12 protein-coding genes are annotated in these 14,259 nt (G+C 61.5%); 4 read left to right on the top strand and 8 right to left on the bottom strand.

Translation table 11 applies throughout. The features are described from left to right. Positions 1 to 2 precede the first annotated feature (2 nt). A complete protein-coding gene (gene hpnO / locus E7813_RS08215; RefSeq protein ID WP_291572659.1) occupies positions 3 to 1,394 on the bottom strand; it encodes an aminobacteriohopanetriol synthase HpnO in 1,392 nt (463 codons plus the stop codon). 148 nt (positions 1,395 to 1,542) lie between these two features. Between hpnO and E7813_RS08210 the strand changes: the two genes are divergently transcribed. After that, positions 1,543 to 2,127 (top strand): DUF2147 domain-containing protein, encoded by a 585-nt coding sequence (locus tag E7813_RS08210; RefSeq protein ID WP_291572699.1) that lies wholly within the window; start codon positions 1,543 to 1,545, stop codon positions 2,125 to 2,127. Here E7813_RS08210 and E7813_RS08205 read toward each other — a convergent pair. Next, positions 2,095 to 4,683, bottom strand: coding sequence for an MMPL family transporter (locus E7813_RS08205; protein WP_291572657.1), 2,589 nt, complete (start codon positions 4,681 to 4,683; stop codon positions 2,095 to 2,097). The two genes, E7813_RS08210 and E7813_RS08205, sit on opposite strands and share 33 nt — an antisense overlap. 484 nt (positions 4,684 to 5,167) lie before the next feature. Between E7813_RS08205 and ispH the strand changes: the two genes are divergently transcribed. Together ispH and hpnH are read left to right on the top strand one after the other, a co-directional pair. Beyond that, positions 5,168 to 6,094, top strand: a complete 927-nt coding sequence (gene ispH, locus E7813_RS08200; RefSeq protein WP_291572655.1) for a 4-hydroxy-3-methylbut-2-enyl diphosphate reductase — start codon at positions 5,168 to 5,170, stop codon at positions 6,092 to 6,094. 36 nt (positions 6,095 to 6,130) lie between these two features. After that, complete coding sequence (gene hpnH / locus E7813_RS08195) at positions 6,131 to 7,279, top strand: adenosyl-hopene transferase HpnH (RefSeq protein ID WP_291572653.1); 1,149 nt, start codon at positions 6,131 to 6,133, stop codon at positions 7,277 to 7,279. Here hpnH and E7813_RS08190 read toward each other — a convergent pair. The 6 genes from E7813_RS08190 to E7813_RS08165 form a co-directional block, all read right to left on the bottom strand. Then, on the bottom strand, positions 7,220 to 7,954 hold the full coding sequence (locus E7813_RS08190; protein WP_291572651.1) for a phosphorylase: 735 nt from the start codon (positions 7,952 to 7,954) through the stop codon (positions 7,220 to 7,222). The two genes, hpnH and E7813_RS08190, sit on opposite strands and share 60 nt — an antisense overlap. Further along, positions 7,951 to 9,909 carry a squalene--hopene cyclase gene (gene shc / locus E7813_RS08185; protein WP_291572649.1) on the bottom strand — a complete coding sequence of 653 codons (1,959 nt, stop codon included), beginning with the start codon at positions 9,907 to 9,909 and terminating at the stop codon, positions 7,951 to 7,953. The genes E7813_RS08190 and shc overlap by 4 nt, the downstream gene beginning before the upstream one ends. A 28-nt stretch (positions 9,910 to 9,937) precedes the next feature. Continuing rightward, on the bottom strand, positions 9,938 to 11,191 hold the full coding sequence (hpnE, locus tag E7813_RS08180; RefSeq protein ID WP_291572647.1) for a hydroxysqualene dehydroxylase HpnE: 1,254 nt from the start codon (positions 11,189 to 11,191) through the stop codon (positions 9,938 to 9,940). Continuing rightward, the gene (gene hpnD / locus E7813_RS08175) at positions 11,191 to 12,030 is read right to left on the bottom strand and encodes a presqualene diphosphate synthase HpnD (RefSeq protein WP_291572645.1); all 840 of its coding nucleotides are present in this window, start codon (positions 12,028 to 12,030) and stop codon (positions 11,191 to 11,193) included. Before hpnD ends, hpnE begins: the two co-directional genes overlap by 1 nt. Further along, positions 12,027 to 12,905, bottom strand: a complete 879-nt coding sequence (hpnC, locus tag E7813_RS08170; RefSeq protein WP_291572643.1) for a squalene synthase HpnC — start codon at positions 12,903 to 12,905, stop codon at positions 12,027 to 12,029. The genes hpnD and hpnC overlap by 4 nt, the downstream gene beginning before the upstream one ends. A 179-nt stretch (positions 12,906 to 13,084) precedes the next feature. Beyond that, positions 13,085 to 13,321 carry a hypothetical protein gene (locus tag E7813_RS08165; RefSeq protein WP_291572641.1) on the bottom strand — a complete coding sequence of 79 codons (237 nt, stop codon included), beginning with the start codon at positions 13,319 to 13,321 and terminating at the stop codon, positions 13,085 to 13,087. A gap of 455 nt (positions 13,322 to 13,776) precedes the next feature. Here E7813_RS08165 and E7813_RS08160 point away from each other — a divergent pair. Beyond that, a partial coding sequence (locus tag E7813_RS08160; RefSeq protein WP_291572639.1) for a hypothetical protein occupies positions 13,777 to 14,259 on the top strand: 483 nt, incomplete at its 3' end.

Genomic DNA, 14,259 nt, shown 5'->3' with positions numbered 1-14,259 from the left:
GCTTACGCCGACTTGCGCACGGCGTTGTCGACCAGCGTCTTGCCCAGGGACCAGATCGCGCCGGGCACCTTGTGACTGGAGGCGATCACGGAATCGAACGCGGTTTCGATCCAGTTGCAATCCTGCTCGGTGAGGGTCAGCGGCGGCAACAGCTTGATGGTGTGGCTGCCGTGGCCGGAGACTTGCGTGAGGATCTTGTGGTCCTTGAACAGCGGCACCGTGATGAGCTGGCAGAACAAGCCCTTGTTAGCGGTCTCGAGCACGTTCCACGATGCCTTCAGCCGCAGCGATTTCGGCGGGCCGAATTCGACGCCGATCATCAATCCCTTGCCGCGCACTTCCTTGAGCAATTCATAGCCGGGGACCATCCGGGTCAGCGCCAGCCGAAGCTCGGCGCCGCGCTTGGCCGCCGCGTCGATCAGTTTTTCCGATTCCAGCACCTCGAGCGTGGCGATGCCGGCGGCCATCGCCAGATCGTTCTTGGCAAACGTCGATCCGTGCACCACCGCGCGATCCATTTGATTGAAGATCTTGTCGAAGATGCTTTTGCGGGTCAGCAGCGCGCCGACGGGAACGTGGCCGCCGGACAGCGCCTTGGCGAGCAAGACCATGTCGGGTTCGACGTTCCAGTGTTCGACCGCCAGGAACCGCCCGGTGCGGCCCATGCCGGTCTGAATTTCGTCCGCGATCAGCAGCGTGCCGTACTTACGGCAGAGTGCTGCTGCGCCCGGCAGAAATTCCTCGGTGGGCATGTTGACGCCCTTGCCCTGGATCGGCTCGACAATGAAGGCGCCGACCTGGCGCGACGACAGCGCCTGCTCCAATGCGGCGAGATCGTTGAAGGGAATGGACGTGCATCCCGGCAGCAGCGGTTCGAAACCGCCGCGGAAATTGGGATCGTCGGTGAGCGACAGCGCGCCGTAGGACAATCCGTGAAAAGCGTGGGCGCAGTACACGATGCCCGGCCGGCCGGTCGCGCCGCGCGCGAATTTGATCGCCGCTTCGACGCATTCTGCTCCGGAGTTCGCAAAAAAGACCTTGTCGAGATACGGCACATAATCGAGCAGGCGCTCGGCCAGCACGCCCGCAAGAGTGGAAACGTCGAGCTGCACAAGATTTGGCAGGTCGCTGTCCAGCACGCTCTTCAGGGCGGTGCGAAGCGCGGGATGATTGCGGCCAATCGCAAAAACGCCAAACCCGCTCAGTAGGTCGAGATAGCGGGCGCCATCGCGGTCGAAAAGGTACTGTCCCTGACCCTTCTGAAAGCCGACATCATAACCAATTGTCTTGAGAACCCGTACCAGCTGCTCATTGAGGTGGCGCGCATGCATGGAACTGCGCTGCGACTGCCGGTCCACAAACATCTCGGAAACGTCTAGATTTGGATATAGCATGAGCTACATACTTCGGTTGATAGCTGTCTCGTCAACTGAAAACGCTCGATTTCGTCAACTGAAAATGCTCAATGCGGCGTTTTGCCCGGTTTCGGTCATTTTCACTAAAGCATAGGTCTGCGCCATGTTGCACCGCCCTCGAAGCGTTATGCGTAAACTAATCTATTCCGGGATCATTTTGTCAGCAGGCCTCGCCCCGGCCCTGGCAGCGGATCCGACGGGTGACTGGAGGGTGGCGGACGGCGTCGCCAACATTCGCGTCGCGGAATGCAATGGGAGCATGTGGGGCGTCGTGGCGTGGGAGAAGGAGCCGGGCGGCCGCGACACCCATAATCCGGATGTTTCAAAACAAAACAGGCCGAGCTTGGGAATGCCTATCCTTATCGATATGAAGAAGACGCCCGGCGTCGACCAATGGGAAGGCCAAGTCTACAACGCCAAGGACGGCCAGTTCTACAGTTCCAAGATCAAGCCTGTGGGTCCCGATCAGCTCGAGATTCAAGGCTGCGTGCTGGGCTTCCTTTGCGGCGGTGAAACCTGGACCCGCGTCGCGGGCCCGATTCCCTCGAGCCCCGTCAACAGCATGGCCAAGGGCGCGCCGAAGGCCGCAACGGGTGCCCCGAAGACCACCGGATCCGTCAGCCCGGCCCCCAAGATGCACGGTCAACTGGCGGCCAACGATCCGGTCGGCGATATCTGCCTACTCCCCGACATCGCGCGGTTTACCCATTAACGCGGGCTGGAACAACAACACCGCGGCAAGCGTGGTGACCAGCGAAAGCGCCAGCAGCTTGCCCATGCTCGCGGTCCCCGGGTGGCTCGATAGCCAGAGGCTTCCGAACGCGGTCGCGGTCGTCATCGCACTGAAGAATATCGCACGCGTCAGGCTCGACTGCAGCAGATTGGTCCTGCCGCTCCGCCAGGCCGTTACATAGTAGATCTTGAACGCGACGCCGACGCCAAGCAGCAGCGGCAGCGCGACGATGTTGGCGAAGTTGAGCGGCAGCCCGATCAGCACGCAGATTTCCAGCGTCACCGCGCCGGCGACCAGGAGCGGGACCAGCGTCAGCAACACGTCGGTCACCCGCCGCAGCGCCAGCCAAAGCAGCAGGCTGATCACGACCAGGGCCCACAGCCCGGCGTGGATGAACGCCTTTACGACGGTTTCACCGGACTTGAGAATAGACACCGGTCCGCCGATCGCGTTGGGCTCGGCGGCCAGCACGGCGCCTGCAAATTTGCGCAGCGTCTCGTTGTCGTTCGGATCGCCGCGCGGCAGCGCCTCGACGCGGATCAGGCCATCCTTGGTCTTCCAGCCATCCGTCAGGTTGGCCGGGAGGTTCTTCAGGCTCACCGGGTGAGCCTGAAGCGAGTTTTTGAGTTGGTTGAGTTCGACCTTCAACGGCGTGACGAAGATGGCCTGGGTCTTGTTCCGGGTGGCTTCGTCCGAGTCGGCGAGCTTTGACAGCGCATCGGCGAGGCGCCGCGAGGCCACAGCACCCGGATCCTTCGCATCGCCGGCGACCTTGCGCAGGCTTTCAGCCGATTCCTTCAAGGCCTCGACATTCTCCTGGTCGGAGGGAGCCGCATCGATGGATTCCGGGTTCAGCGCGGGATTGAGGACTTTGGCGCCCTGCGCGATCAGCTTCAGTTTGGCCGGCTGGTCATCAGGCACGAAACTGTCCAGCGACCTCACCTCGAGAACTTCCGGCACCTTCTCAAGCCGGGCTTCAATCTTCCTGGCGTCGGCTTCCGAATTCGTCAGCACGTTGATGGCATTGGCGCCGGTGTTCGGATCTTTCCTCAAATCCAGAAAGGTCGCGATCGATTCCACCTTGGCATTGCGCAAGTTGATCGGATTGAAGTCGAACTTGAGAAAATAAAGCAGCGGCAGGCCGGCGATGGCGATCAACAGCGTGCCGACGATAATGATGACGCGATGCTTTTCGAGGAAATGATCGACCGGCGCCAGGAATGCATAGCCGACGGGCTCCTTCTCGCCGGGAGGATTGAGCAGGTTCAGCAACGCCGGCAGCACCGTGATGCTGGAGACAAAGGCGACGAGCATGCCCACGCCGGCGATCTTGCCGAGTTCCGACACGCCTTTGTAGTCGGTCGGCAAAAACGAGAGGAATCCGGCCGCCGTCGCCATCGCCGCCAGTGAAAGCGGAATCGCGGAGCGCTCGGCCGCCTTGGCCAGTGCGTCTGGCAGATCGTTGCCCTTGAAGCGCTCCGACCGGTAGCGGACGCTGTACTGGATGCCGAAGTCCACGCCCAATCCGACGAACAAAACGGCAAACGCGATCGACAGCAGGTTGAGCGAGCCGACCATCATGAGGCCGACCGCGGTGGTGATGGAAAGGCCGACAAAGAGATTGGCGAACACCGCGAAGATGATCTTGGGCGAATGCAGCGCCATCCAGAGAATGAAAAGAACCACCAGTATGGTGCCGATCCCGTTGACGATGGCGCCGTCCGCAACGGTCGCAAATTCCTCGTTGGCGATCGGGACCGGCCCGGTCAGCCTGAGCCGGGCGCCATATTCGCCCGCGAAGTTGAGATCGCTTGCCGCCCGCCGGATGGCGTCGGTGGCATCCTTGCCCGGCTCCAGCGCATTGAAGTCGAGGATCGGCTTGAACTCGATGAAGGCGCGGCGATCGGCGTCGGTCAACGGCTTGTCGCTGGTCAGTTCGCGCCAGGAGAATGTCGCAGAGCCTTTGCTCAGCACGTTCTCGACGGTCTGGGCGATCAGCGAAAACGGTCGCGCGGTGCTGTCGAGCTTGAATTCGCCGCGCTTGATGCCGGCGAGCCCGGTTTCCAGCGCGCCGGTCAATCCACGCAGGCTGGGGTCGCCGGCCATGATTTCGATGAGCGGGGCGGCGGATTCGAACTGGCCGGTGAGCCGGCCGACTTCCGCCGTCGAAAGAAACAACAGCCCGTTCTTTTCGAAGAAATCGCCCGATCCGAGCGCCTGAACCGAATCGAAATGCTTGGTGTCGCCTGACAACTTCTGCAGGAGCGCCGCAGTCGCGGCACCGGTAAGCTCCGGCGTCGGGGCATCCACCACCGCAAGTATGGTTCGGTCCCGATCGAATGCCTTTTCGAATTGATTGTCGCGCTTGCGCCAATCCAGCGTGGGCGAAATCAGGGTGTTGATATCGGTGTTGATTTCGAAGTTCCGGGCCGTATAAAAGCCCGCCGCTACCGCTAGAACGAGCGCGATCACGATAGTGAGAGTGGCAAATCGGGTACAGGTTTTGACAATCGATATGACAACACTTGTCAGCACATTTTTTCTTTCTACCGTTGACGGCCTGTCGGAAATGCCCGCTGTCTATCGGAGTTCCACCAGCCGATCTAATGTTGTTTTTGAACAGGTTTTCTTTGAGGACGCGGGCAGCCGGAACAAAACAGGCCGCAACCACGCTAAAGTGCTGATATAGCCGGGATTGACCCTTGGTAAAGTGACGAACAAGTGAGGCTCCAGCGGCTTAAATTCGCAGCCGCCGGTAAATCTGCTGTATTATGTTACCGTGTATTGTCCCTGCCAATCGGGCAAGCTGTCTTTCCTAGCCGATCATTTTTTGAGACAAAGCCTTGCACATCCACGCGCTTAAAGGGTGGGATGGATACGGAACCGGTCGTGGTGCGGATATTGCAACTATCCGGGCCGGAAGAGGGGATGCCCGGCCGACGAAGAGATGTTGAGCCGGACACAGATGTCCGGGCCGGACGAAGAATGGAGTGGGTGCAACTTGGCTAATGGACGTCCCATGGAAGTATTTCTTGCGCAGCCTCGCGGATTTTGCGCCGGTGTCGTGCGCGCGATCGAGATCGTCGAGCGCGCGCTGGAGAAGTATGGCCCGCCGGTCTATGTGCGTCACGAGATCGTCCACAACAAATACGTGGTCGAAAGCCTGAAGAACAAAGGCGCCATTTTCGTCGAGGACCTGTCGGAAGTGCCGCCCCGCGCCGTCACCGTATTCAGCGCCCATGGCGTGGCCAGGAGCGTGGAAGAGGAAGCCGCCGCGCGCGGCCTGCCGGTTCTCAACGCCACCTGCCCTCTGGTGACCAAGGTCCACAACCAGGGCAAGCGCTACATGTCGAAAGGCCGGGCGCTGATCCTGATCGGTCATGCCGGCCATCCCGAGGTCGAGGGAACCATGGGGCAGGTTCCCGGCCCGGTCCTGCTGGTCCAGAACGTCGACGATGTGGCGGCTTTGACCCTGCCGGCGGACACGCCGGTGGCCTATATCACCCAGACCACGCTCAGCGTGGACGATACCAAGGACATTATTGCCGCCCTTCAGCAGCGTTTTACCGATATTCAAGGCCCGGACATCCGGGATATCTGCTATGCGACACAGAACCGCCAATCTGCGGTAAGGGACCTTAGCAAGCTGGTGGATGTTATCCTGGTGGTGGGCGCCACCAACAGTTCCAACTCGAACAGGCTTCGCGAAATCGGCACCGAAGTCGGGGTTGCGAGTTATCTCATTGCCGATGGCAGCGAACTGAACCCCGATTGGCTGAAGGACGCCAAGGCGGTCGGCATTACCGCCGGCGCCTCGGCGCCCGAAGTTCTGGTCGATGACGTGATTGAAGCGCTGAGACGAATCGGGCCGGTGGCCGTGTCGGTGTTGTCGGGACGGGAAGAAAATATCGAATTCCGGCTTCCGGCCGAACTAGCGGTAGTCTGACCCAACGCTCTACCGAATCCAGAAAGAAAACTTGTGATGGCAATACCGTTCTTCAAAGAGATCCGCATCGGCGCCTACCTGATGAAACAGAAGATGCTGGGCCGCAAGCGCTATCCCCTGGTGCTGATGCTCGAGCCGCTGTTTCGCTGCAACCTTGCCTGCGTCGGTTGCGGCAAGATCGATTATCCCGACGCGATCCTCAATCGCCGGATGTCGGCGCAGGAATGCTGGGATGCCGCCGAGGAATGCGACGCGCCGATGGTGGCGATTCCCGGCGGCGAGCCTTTGATCCACAAGGAAATCGGCGAGATCGTGCGCGGCCTCGTGGCGCGCAAGAAATTCGTGTCGCTGTGCACCAACGCGCTGCTGCTGGAAAAGAAACTCGATCTGTTCGAGCCGTCACCCTATCTGTTCTTCTCGGTGCATCTCGATGGCCTGAAAGACCATCACGACAAGGCGGTCTCGCAGAAGGGCGTATTCGATCGCGCGGTCTCGGCGATCAAGGCCGCCAAGGCCAGGGGCTTCACCGTCAACGTCAATGCCACGATTTTCGACGGTCATGCTGCCGAGGATATCGCCAGGTTTCTCGACTTCACCACCGAACTCGGCGTCGGGGTTTCAATGTCGCCGGGCTATGCCTATGAGCGTGCGCCGGACCAGGAGCACTTCCTCAACCGCACCAAAACCAAGAAGCTGTTCCGCGACGTGTTCGCGCTCGGCAAGGGCAAGAAGTGGAATTTCATGCATTCCGGCCTGTTCCTGGATTTCCTCGCGGGCAATCAGGATTACGAATGCACCCCGTGGGGCATGCCGGCCCGCAACATTTTCGGCTGGCAGAAGCCCTGCTACCTGCTCGGCGAAGGCTACACCAAGACCTTCAAGGAATTGATGGACACCACGGACTGGGAGACCTACGGCACCGGCAAGTACGAGAAGTGCGCCGACTGCATGGCGCATTGCGGCTATGAGCCGACCGCGGCTAACGCGGCGCTGACCAATCCCTTCAAGGCGCTGTGGGTGGCGCTGCGCGGCGTGCGAACCACAGGTCCGATGGCGCCCGAGATCAGCCTCGATCACCAGCGTCCGGCGCAGTACATCTTCTCGGCGGAAGTGCAGAAGCGCCTGTCAGACATCCGCCGCGACGAGGCCCTCGCCGCCCAGCAGAAAGCCTCGACAGCCGCGTAGGCTGCGGAGCGCGCGATTGAAATCGATTCCGGTGGAGACCAGCGCGCGCAACGTCAACGGATTGCGCGCCACGCCACGCAGGACCTTGCGCAGGTCGATATCGCCGTTCGGCTTGATCGCGGCCATCGCCAATGCCGGCAAGGCGCGGGTGGCGGGATCGCTGATGACGCGCAGGGCCGCAAATGGCAGGCCCGCTTTGGCGGCGTAATCCGCCGCAATATGGCTTTCCATATCCACCGCCGCAGCACCCGTCTCGGACCTCAGCGCGGCCTTTCCGGCCCGAGCGGCGATCACCTGTTCAACGCCCGCAAGGCCGCCCCGGACCACCCGCCGGCGTCCCAGCGCCACGCTGGCGATCAGTCCTTCATTCAGCGCCAGACCGGCCAGCCAGCGGGCATCGCCCGCCAGAACCTCGGTCGCCACCACGACGTCACCTGATTTCAACGAAGGGTCCAGTCCACCCGCGACCCCGAAGCTGATGACGCCCCGGATCGTCGTTGGGTCGAAAACCGTCAAGAGCGCCCGCAATTGCCGCGGATCGCTACTGCTGCAAATCACGGTCATGCCGGGCCCTGCCGCGATGCGGGCCTCCTGCACCAGACCGGTCACAATCAGCACCGGCCGAGGATCAATTGGGTTGACCTCGGTAACGTCGTCCCCCGCCCCCAAATTCACATCCCGACCCCTACCACCCTGCTGTTGGTGCTCTTCAAATTTCGATACCGCGCCAGCGCCCAGAGCGGAAAGAACTTTGAGTAGCCATGATACCGCAAATAAAACACCCGCGGAAAGCCCGTTGCCGTGTAGCGCTGCTCGTCCCACAGCCCTTTTTCGGTCTGTGTGCCTTTTAGGTACTCCACGCCACGGGCGACCGCCGGATGGCCGACCTCACCCGCTGCCATCAATCCAAGCAAGGCCCATGCCGTTTGCGACGCGGTGGCAGGGGCCTTCTCAAATCCCTTATAATCGAGGCGGTAGCTGGTGGCATCCTCGCCCCAGCCGCCGTCCGGGTTCTGGATCGACACCAGCCAGTCCACGGCCTTGCGCATCGCGGGGTCCTGGTGGCCCACCCCGGCGGCGTTAAGGGCGCACAGCACCGACCAGGTGCCATAGATGTAATTGAGCCCCCAGCGGCCGTACCACGAGCCCTCGGCAAGCTGGGTCCGGCGCAGATAGGCGATCCCGTCCGCCATCGCCCTGCTGCTTCGAACCGTCTCACCGAACTGGGCCAGCATCGAGATGCAGCGGGCGGTGACGTCCTCGGTCGGCGGATCCAGCAGCGCGCCGTGATCGGAGAACGGGATGTTGTTGAGATAATATTCAAGATTGTTGACGTCGAAGGCGGCCCAGCCGCCGTCGCGGCTTTGCATGCCCTCGATCCATTCGCGGCCGCGGGCGATCGCCACATCATAATCATGGCTTTGGGTGATGCGCCGCACGCGATCCATCGCCATCACCACGACCGCGGTATCGTCGAGATCGGGATAGTAGGCGTTGTTGTACTGGAAGGCCCAGCCGCCAGGGCGAACCTCCGGCCGCTTCACGGCCCAGTCGCCCTTGATGTCCAGCACCTGCCTCGGCAGCAGCCAGTCCAGCCCCTGTTTGACCGGAGCGCTTGCCCCCTCACCGCCTGCTTCGAGCAGGGCATGACAGGCCAGCGACGTGTCCCACACCGGCGATACGCAAGGCTGGCAATAGGCTTCGTGCTCGCCGATCACCAGAAGCTTGTCGATCCCTGTTCGGGTGATCGCGCGCGGCGGATAATCCGCCGGTTTGCCGAGCACTCCGTACATCATCACGGTGTTGGCCATCGGCGGATAGATCGCGCCAAGACCATCTTCGCCGTTCAAGCGCTGTTCGACGAACGCGACGGCGCTATCGATGGCGCGGGCGCGGAGCTTGTTCGGAAACAACGGCTCGATCGCGCGCAACACGCTGTCCAGCGCGCGGAACAAAAGGAACCAGCCCCAGCTTTGGTGCGGCGCCTTGGCCGTCATTCCGATCGAATGCGGCGGCTGCAGGAAAAGCTCGTCGATGCCGATTCCCCTGGTATTTTTCGCGCGAGGCTTCAGCGCCGCCAGCACCATCAGCGGCACGATCGTGGTTCGCGCCCAATACGAAATCTTGTTGAGATGAAACGGCGACCACGACGGCAGGAACATGATCTCGACCGGAAGCACCGGCACGCTCCGCCAGGTCAACACCCCGAACATCGACAGCATGAAACGGGTGAAAACGTTGCTGTGGATCGCGCCGCCACGCGAGCGGATCGCCTCGCGCGCCCGCGCCATATGCGGCGCATCCGGGGAATCGCCGATCATCTTGAGCGCGAAGTAGGCCTTCACGCTGGCGCTCATTTCGAAATCGCCATCGTGAACAAGCGGCCAACCGCCGTGGGCGCCCTGAATCCGGCGCAGGTAGTTGGCGATCTTGGCCTCCAGCACCGCGTCGACCGGCTCGCCGAGATAGTGACGCAGCAGCACATATTCGGCCGGGATGGTGCAATCGGCTTCCAGCTCGAACACCCAATGGCCGTCCGGCTGCCGGTAGTCGAGCAACGCACGCGTCGCTGACGCGATGCTCGCGTCCAGATCGGCCTCGATTGCTACTTTTTGGTCGACGGAATGCATCAGCTTGGACGTCCGCTGGTTTGCCCGATCAGGCCCGGCGCCTGGCGAGGACGAGATCGGCGGCGCGGTTTCCCGACCGCACCGATCCTTCGATGGTGGCCGGCAACCCCGTATCAGTCCAGTCGCCGGCAAGAAACAGGTTTTTCCAGTCGGTGGCCGCGCCCGGCCGCAGGGCGTTTTGTTCGGGCGTGGCCTCGAACGTCGCGCGGCGCTCGCGGACGATCTGCCAGGGCGGCAGTTCGCTTTGGATGCCCGCAGCCTTGCAGATGTCCCGCCATATTGCCTGGGCCAGTTCCTCGCGCGGCATGTCCATCAGCCGGTCGGCATCGCTGATGGTAATCGATAGCCGCTGCGGAAACGCGAACAGCCATTCCACGAGGCCGCCGACAACCCCGAGGATCGGCGGCTGATCCTTCGGCGGATCGAAGCGGAAATGCGCGTTGACGATGGCGCGAAACCTGGTCGGCGTTTGCAGCCCCGGCAGCAGCACCGAAGCCGGCCGTGGCGGCACCGCCATCACCACCGCATCATCGGATCCGATCGAGATGCTGTCCTCGCCGAACCTCAATTCGCCGACGCTGTTTGCAGATAACCCGAATTCGCGGAGTTCATGGCCGAATTGAATGCTGGCGCCCATGCCTTTCAAGAGCTCGATCGCGGGTTCGACCAGAACCGCGCTCAGGCCCGCGCGCGCAATCAGCGGCCGGCAAGCCTGCCCTCCCGCCAGCAGCGTTTCCCGCACCACCGCGCCAGCCAGCCCCGCAGACCCCTCGGGCGGATCGATGTTCAGCGCCGCCAGCAGCAGCGGCTGCACCAGCCGCTGATAAAGGGTTCCCTCGCAGCGGATGGTGTCGCCAACCAGCTTGCTTCGTGTTGCCCAGATCAGAGGCATCAGTGCTAGATAATCGAGCAGGCCGGTGTCGGGGACACGGCGAGCCTCGTCGAACATCCATAAGGGCAATCGGCCATCGCCGAGGTCGAGTTGCCAACGCTGTCCGGTCGTCAGATCGACAAACGGAAACTGCGCGCTGTTCGGCCCGACCAGTCCCGCTTCGGTTCCGATCGAGCGCGCGTAGGCGACCGCGTGACTATTGCCTGACAGCAACAGGTGATTGCCGTTGTCGATGGTGAGGCTGGTCGCCGCGTCGAAGTATGACCGGCAGCGGCCGCCGGCCTGCTGGGTGGCTTCGTGGACATGGACCTTGAGGCCCGCATTGGCCAGCCGGACCGCTGCCGAGAGGCCCGAGATTCCAGCGCCGATGATGTGGACGGACTTCTGCATCAGATGAAAGCGTAGCGCAGAAGAATGCCGATGCGGGCCGCCTTGTTGAGGCGAACCGGCGCGCGCGGCATGGCGAAGCCTCGGTCGATCAGCAATTGCAGAATCGCGCGATAATACTTCGACATGATCCGCGGCGCGCGCACTACGCGGCGCGGATTGCGGTCCATGATCTCGTCGGCTTTCGTAAAATAGGTTCGCGCCTGCTCGACCAGCGGCGCACATGCCTTCGGCAACGCCGGATCGGAGACGACGGTGAGCGGATCGGTGCTGCTGATGCCGGCCTCCAGCAAGCCTTCGCGCGGCAGATACAACCGGCCTATTCCGGCGTCTTCATCGATGTCGCGCAGGATATTGGTCAATTGCAGCGCACGTCCCAGATGATGCGCAAGCAGGATGCCGTCGTCATGCGGCAGGCCGAACACCCGCACCGAAAGGCGTCCGACCGCACTGGCGACGCGATCGCAATACAAATCGAGCGTTGCCAGATCCGGCGCCCTGATGTCCTGTGGCACGTCCATCTCCATGCCATCGACGATGGCCAGAAAATCCTCGCGTTTGAGATCGAATTTTCGAACCGAGGCAACGTAGTCCCACAACCGCCCCGGTGGATGGCCCTGATACAACGCGTCGATATCGTCACGCCATTGCTGAAGGGCGGCCAACCGCTCCGGCCGCGGGCCGTCGGAATCCGCGATGTCGTCGACCTGCCGGCAGAAGCTATAGATCTGAAACATCGCCTCGCGCTGCTCGCGCGGCAGAATGCGCATCGCCGCGTAAAACGAACTGCCGGAGGCCGACGACCCGTCGCTCGGCTTGGCTGCCGCCGTTTCAAGCGTCATGCGCCGGCCGCCGGATTGGACACGGGCCGGCGCCCCACGGCGCGCTGGGCGATTTCCGCTGCAACTCCGCGTGCGCTATAGACGAGCAACTGCATCGGCGTGAGATGCACCTTTTCGCTCAGGGGATCGCGCACTTTCAGGAGACGAACGATCTTGTCCGCGAAAGCCTGGATCACCGAGATCTCGAGCGCGAGCCTGACATCCCTAACCTTGGTGCTAAGCGATTTGCTTTCATTGAGCAGAACCTCGGTCCGCGCGGCGAGCGAATGCAGGCATTGCAGCAGCGGCGCCGATGCAGGCTTGTGTCCCAGCGCCTCGACCGGGGCGCCTGCCGCGGCCAGCGCGTCGCGCGGCAGATAAACGCGATTGAGGTCTTTGTAGTCCTTGCCGCAGTCCTGAAGATGATTGTTGATTTGCAGGCCGGCGCAGAGCGCATCCGATGCAGCCCAGGTCAAGGTGCTCTCGCCGTGGACGTCGAGCATGAACCGTCCGACCGGCATGGCCGAATAGCGGCAATAGTAAATCACTTCGTCCCAGTTCTCATAACGAAGCTTGGTCACATCCATCCGGAATGCGATCAGGACATCCAGCGCGTGACGCGGCGGCATCGAACGTTCCGCCAGCGCATGCCGCAGCTTGACGGCTTCGGGCTGGCTGTCGCCCTGCCCCAGCAGTTCCTTTTCGAGCAGATCGAGATAGGCGAGCTTTTCCTGCGCTCCGAGCGTCGCGTGATCGGCGATGTCGTCGGCGGTTCGCACGAAATTATAGAACGCCAGGATCAGCGCCCGGTGGCGCGGATGAATGATCCACGACGCCACCGGAAAGTTCTCGTCGCGGTGAGTCTTGCCGGATCGCAGTTCGCTCGCGGTAGTCATCAAGAACCGGCTACATTGGTCGAGGCATAGGGTTTCGCATGCCCTGGTAACCCCGCGCATGCGAGTGGATCGCAGACCCCATATAGGGGAATACGCCGCTAAAACCAATGCTGCCGGCAACGACCCGCAATCCAGCCCGTGTCCAGATCAATCCACCGGCAGGCTCGGCGAGAACGTTGCTATTGCCCGTGGTCTTTCAGCACCTGACTGCAGGCCCCGGTCAACTTGGGACGGTTTTGCTGAAGGCAAGCCAGAATAGTGAAATCGCCCTGATCGATCACCGGGCGGCAGAAGCGCTGGACGTCGCGCGCGCAAGCCCGCTGCTCGTCCGGCGTGCCGCTGCGTTGCTGCTGGGCGATGGCGCCGGTTGAAGCCAAGATCGACAAAAGCGTGAGTGCAACGAGAAATTTACGCATCATCTTCCTTCATTCAGGCACTGGAGAATTCCGATCCCAAGCAGCGCACGGCGTCAACCGGGACGGGGCATTTCAGATGGCGGGGTGTAGACAACCACGGCAACGAGCGAACTAGAGGCGCTGGCAAATGCGGCCAAATTTACGACGGCTCGTTCCCAAACGGCATGAGTTCACGTATCGGTTTAACTTTATCCATAACCATTTGATATTAAAACGTTATTTTCCGGCGATTTTTTTGCGAGGACGTATTGTGGGCGGGCCTGCTCGATAATTAAGTGTTTTCAGCCGAAACTTGCTAATATCCGAACCGCAACCGATTTCGTTGCACAAAAATGTCGTTCATAGGTAACCTTCGATTTCTCATTTTGAACCTAACACACTGCGGCGACACTAAATCTTCGATGTGGCAAGACGTATCTTTCACCTGAACGTCAATTTGAATGGGAAACCGCGACATGAAACTGTTTGGTTCCAGCTTGATTGGACAGGCGATCAGGGCTGCCGCTGTTTGCGCCGCACTCATGTTGTCGGTATCGGCAGCCTATGCGCAGTCGGGCCCATTTGCCGGCTTTGACGGAGCATGGACCGGCACCGGTACGGTTACGCTCTCCGACGGAACCATCGAGCGTCTCCATTGCAAGGCCAAATACAAGGTCAGCAGCACCGGCCTTGGGCTGAAACAGGATCTCGAATGCGCCAGCGATAGCTACAAATTCGACCTGACCAGCGATGTCAGGAGCGAGGGCGACCGGATTTCCGGCAACTGGAGCGAGGCGAGCCGAAATATCAACGGTTCCCTGCAGGGCACCGCCGGTGGCGGTCAGATCGACGTATTTGTCGAAGCCAACGGCTTTGCCGCCAACCTCACCTTGAGGACGAACGGCAACAAGCAGTCGGTGTCGATCAGTTCCAAGGGCGAGATCAGGGGCGTATCCATC

The sequence above is a fragment of the Bradyrhizobium sp. genome (assembly GCF_004799405.1).
GTDB lineage: Bacteria > Pseudomonadota > Alphaproteobacteria > Rhizobiales > Xanthobacteraceae > Bradyrhizobium.
Note: the sequence above shows the minus strand (reverse complement) of the source record. Positions and strands in the feature narration are given on the sequence as shown.

What these genes read in the sequence shown, in the direction of transcription:
- hpnO (WP_291572659.1), bottom strand. Translation starts at nt 1,394, where the DNA reads ATGCTATATCCAAATCTAGACGTTTCCGAGATGTTTGTGGACCGGCAG.
- E7813_RS08210 (WP_291572699.1), top strand. Translation starts at nt 1,543, where the DNA reads ATGCGTAAACTAATCTATTCCGGGATCATTTTGTCAGCAGGCCTCGCC.
- ispH (WP_291572655.1), top strand. Translation starts at nt 5,168, where the DNA reads ATGGAAGTATTTCTTGCGCAGCCTCGCGGATTTTGCGCCGGTGTCGTG.
- hpnH (WP_291572653.1), top strand. Translation starts at nt 6,131, where the DNA reads ATGGCAATACCGTTCTTCAAAGAGATCCGCATCGGCGCCTACCTGATG.
- shc (WP_291572649.1), bottom strand. Translation starts at nt 9,909, where the DNA reads ATGCATTCCGTCGACCAAAAAGTAGCAATCGAGGCCGATCTGGACGCG.
- hpnE (WP_291572647.1), bottom strand. Translation starts at nt 11,191, where the DNA reads ATGCAGAAGTCCGTCCACATCATCGGCGCTGGAATCTCGGGCCTCTCG.
- hpnD (WP_291572645.1), bottom strand. Translation starts at nt 12,030, where the DNA reads ATGACGCTTGAAACGGCGGCAGCCAAGCCGAGCGACGGGTCGTCGGCC.
- hpnC (WP_291572643.1), bottom strand. Translation starts at nt 12,905, where the DNA reads ATGACTACCGCGAGCGAACTGCGATCCGGCAAGACTCACCGCGACGAG.
- E7813_RS08165 (WP_291572641.1), bottom strand. Translation starts at nt 13,321, where the DNA reads ATGCGTAAATTTCTCGTTGCACTCACGCTTTTGTCGATCTTGGCTTCA.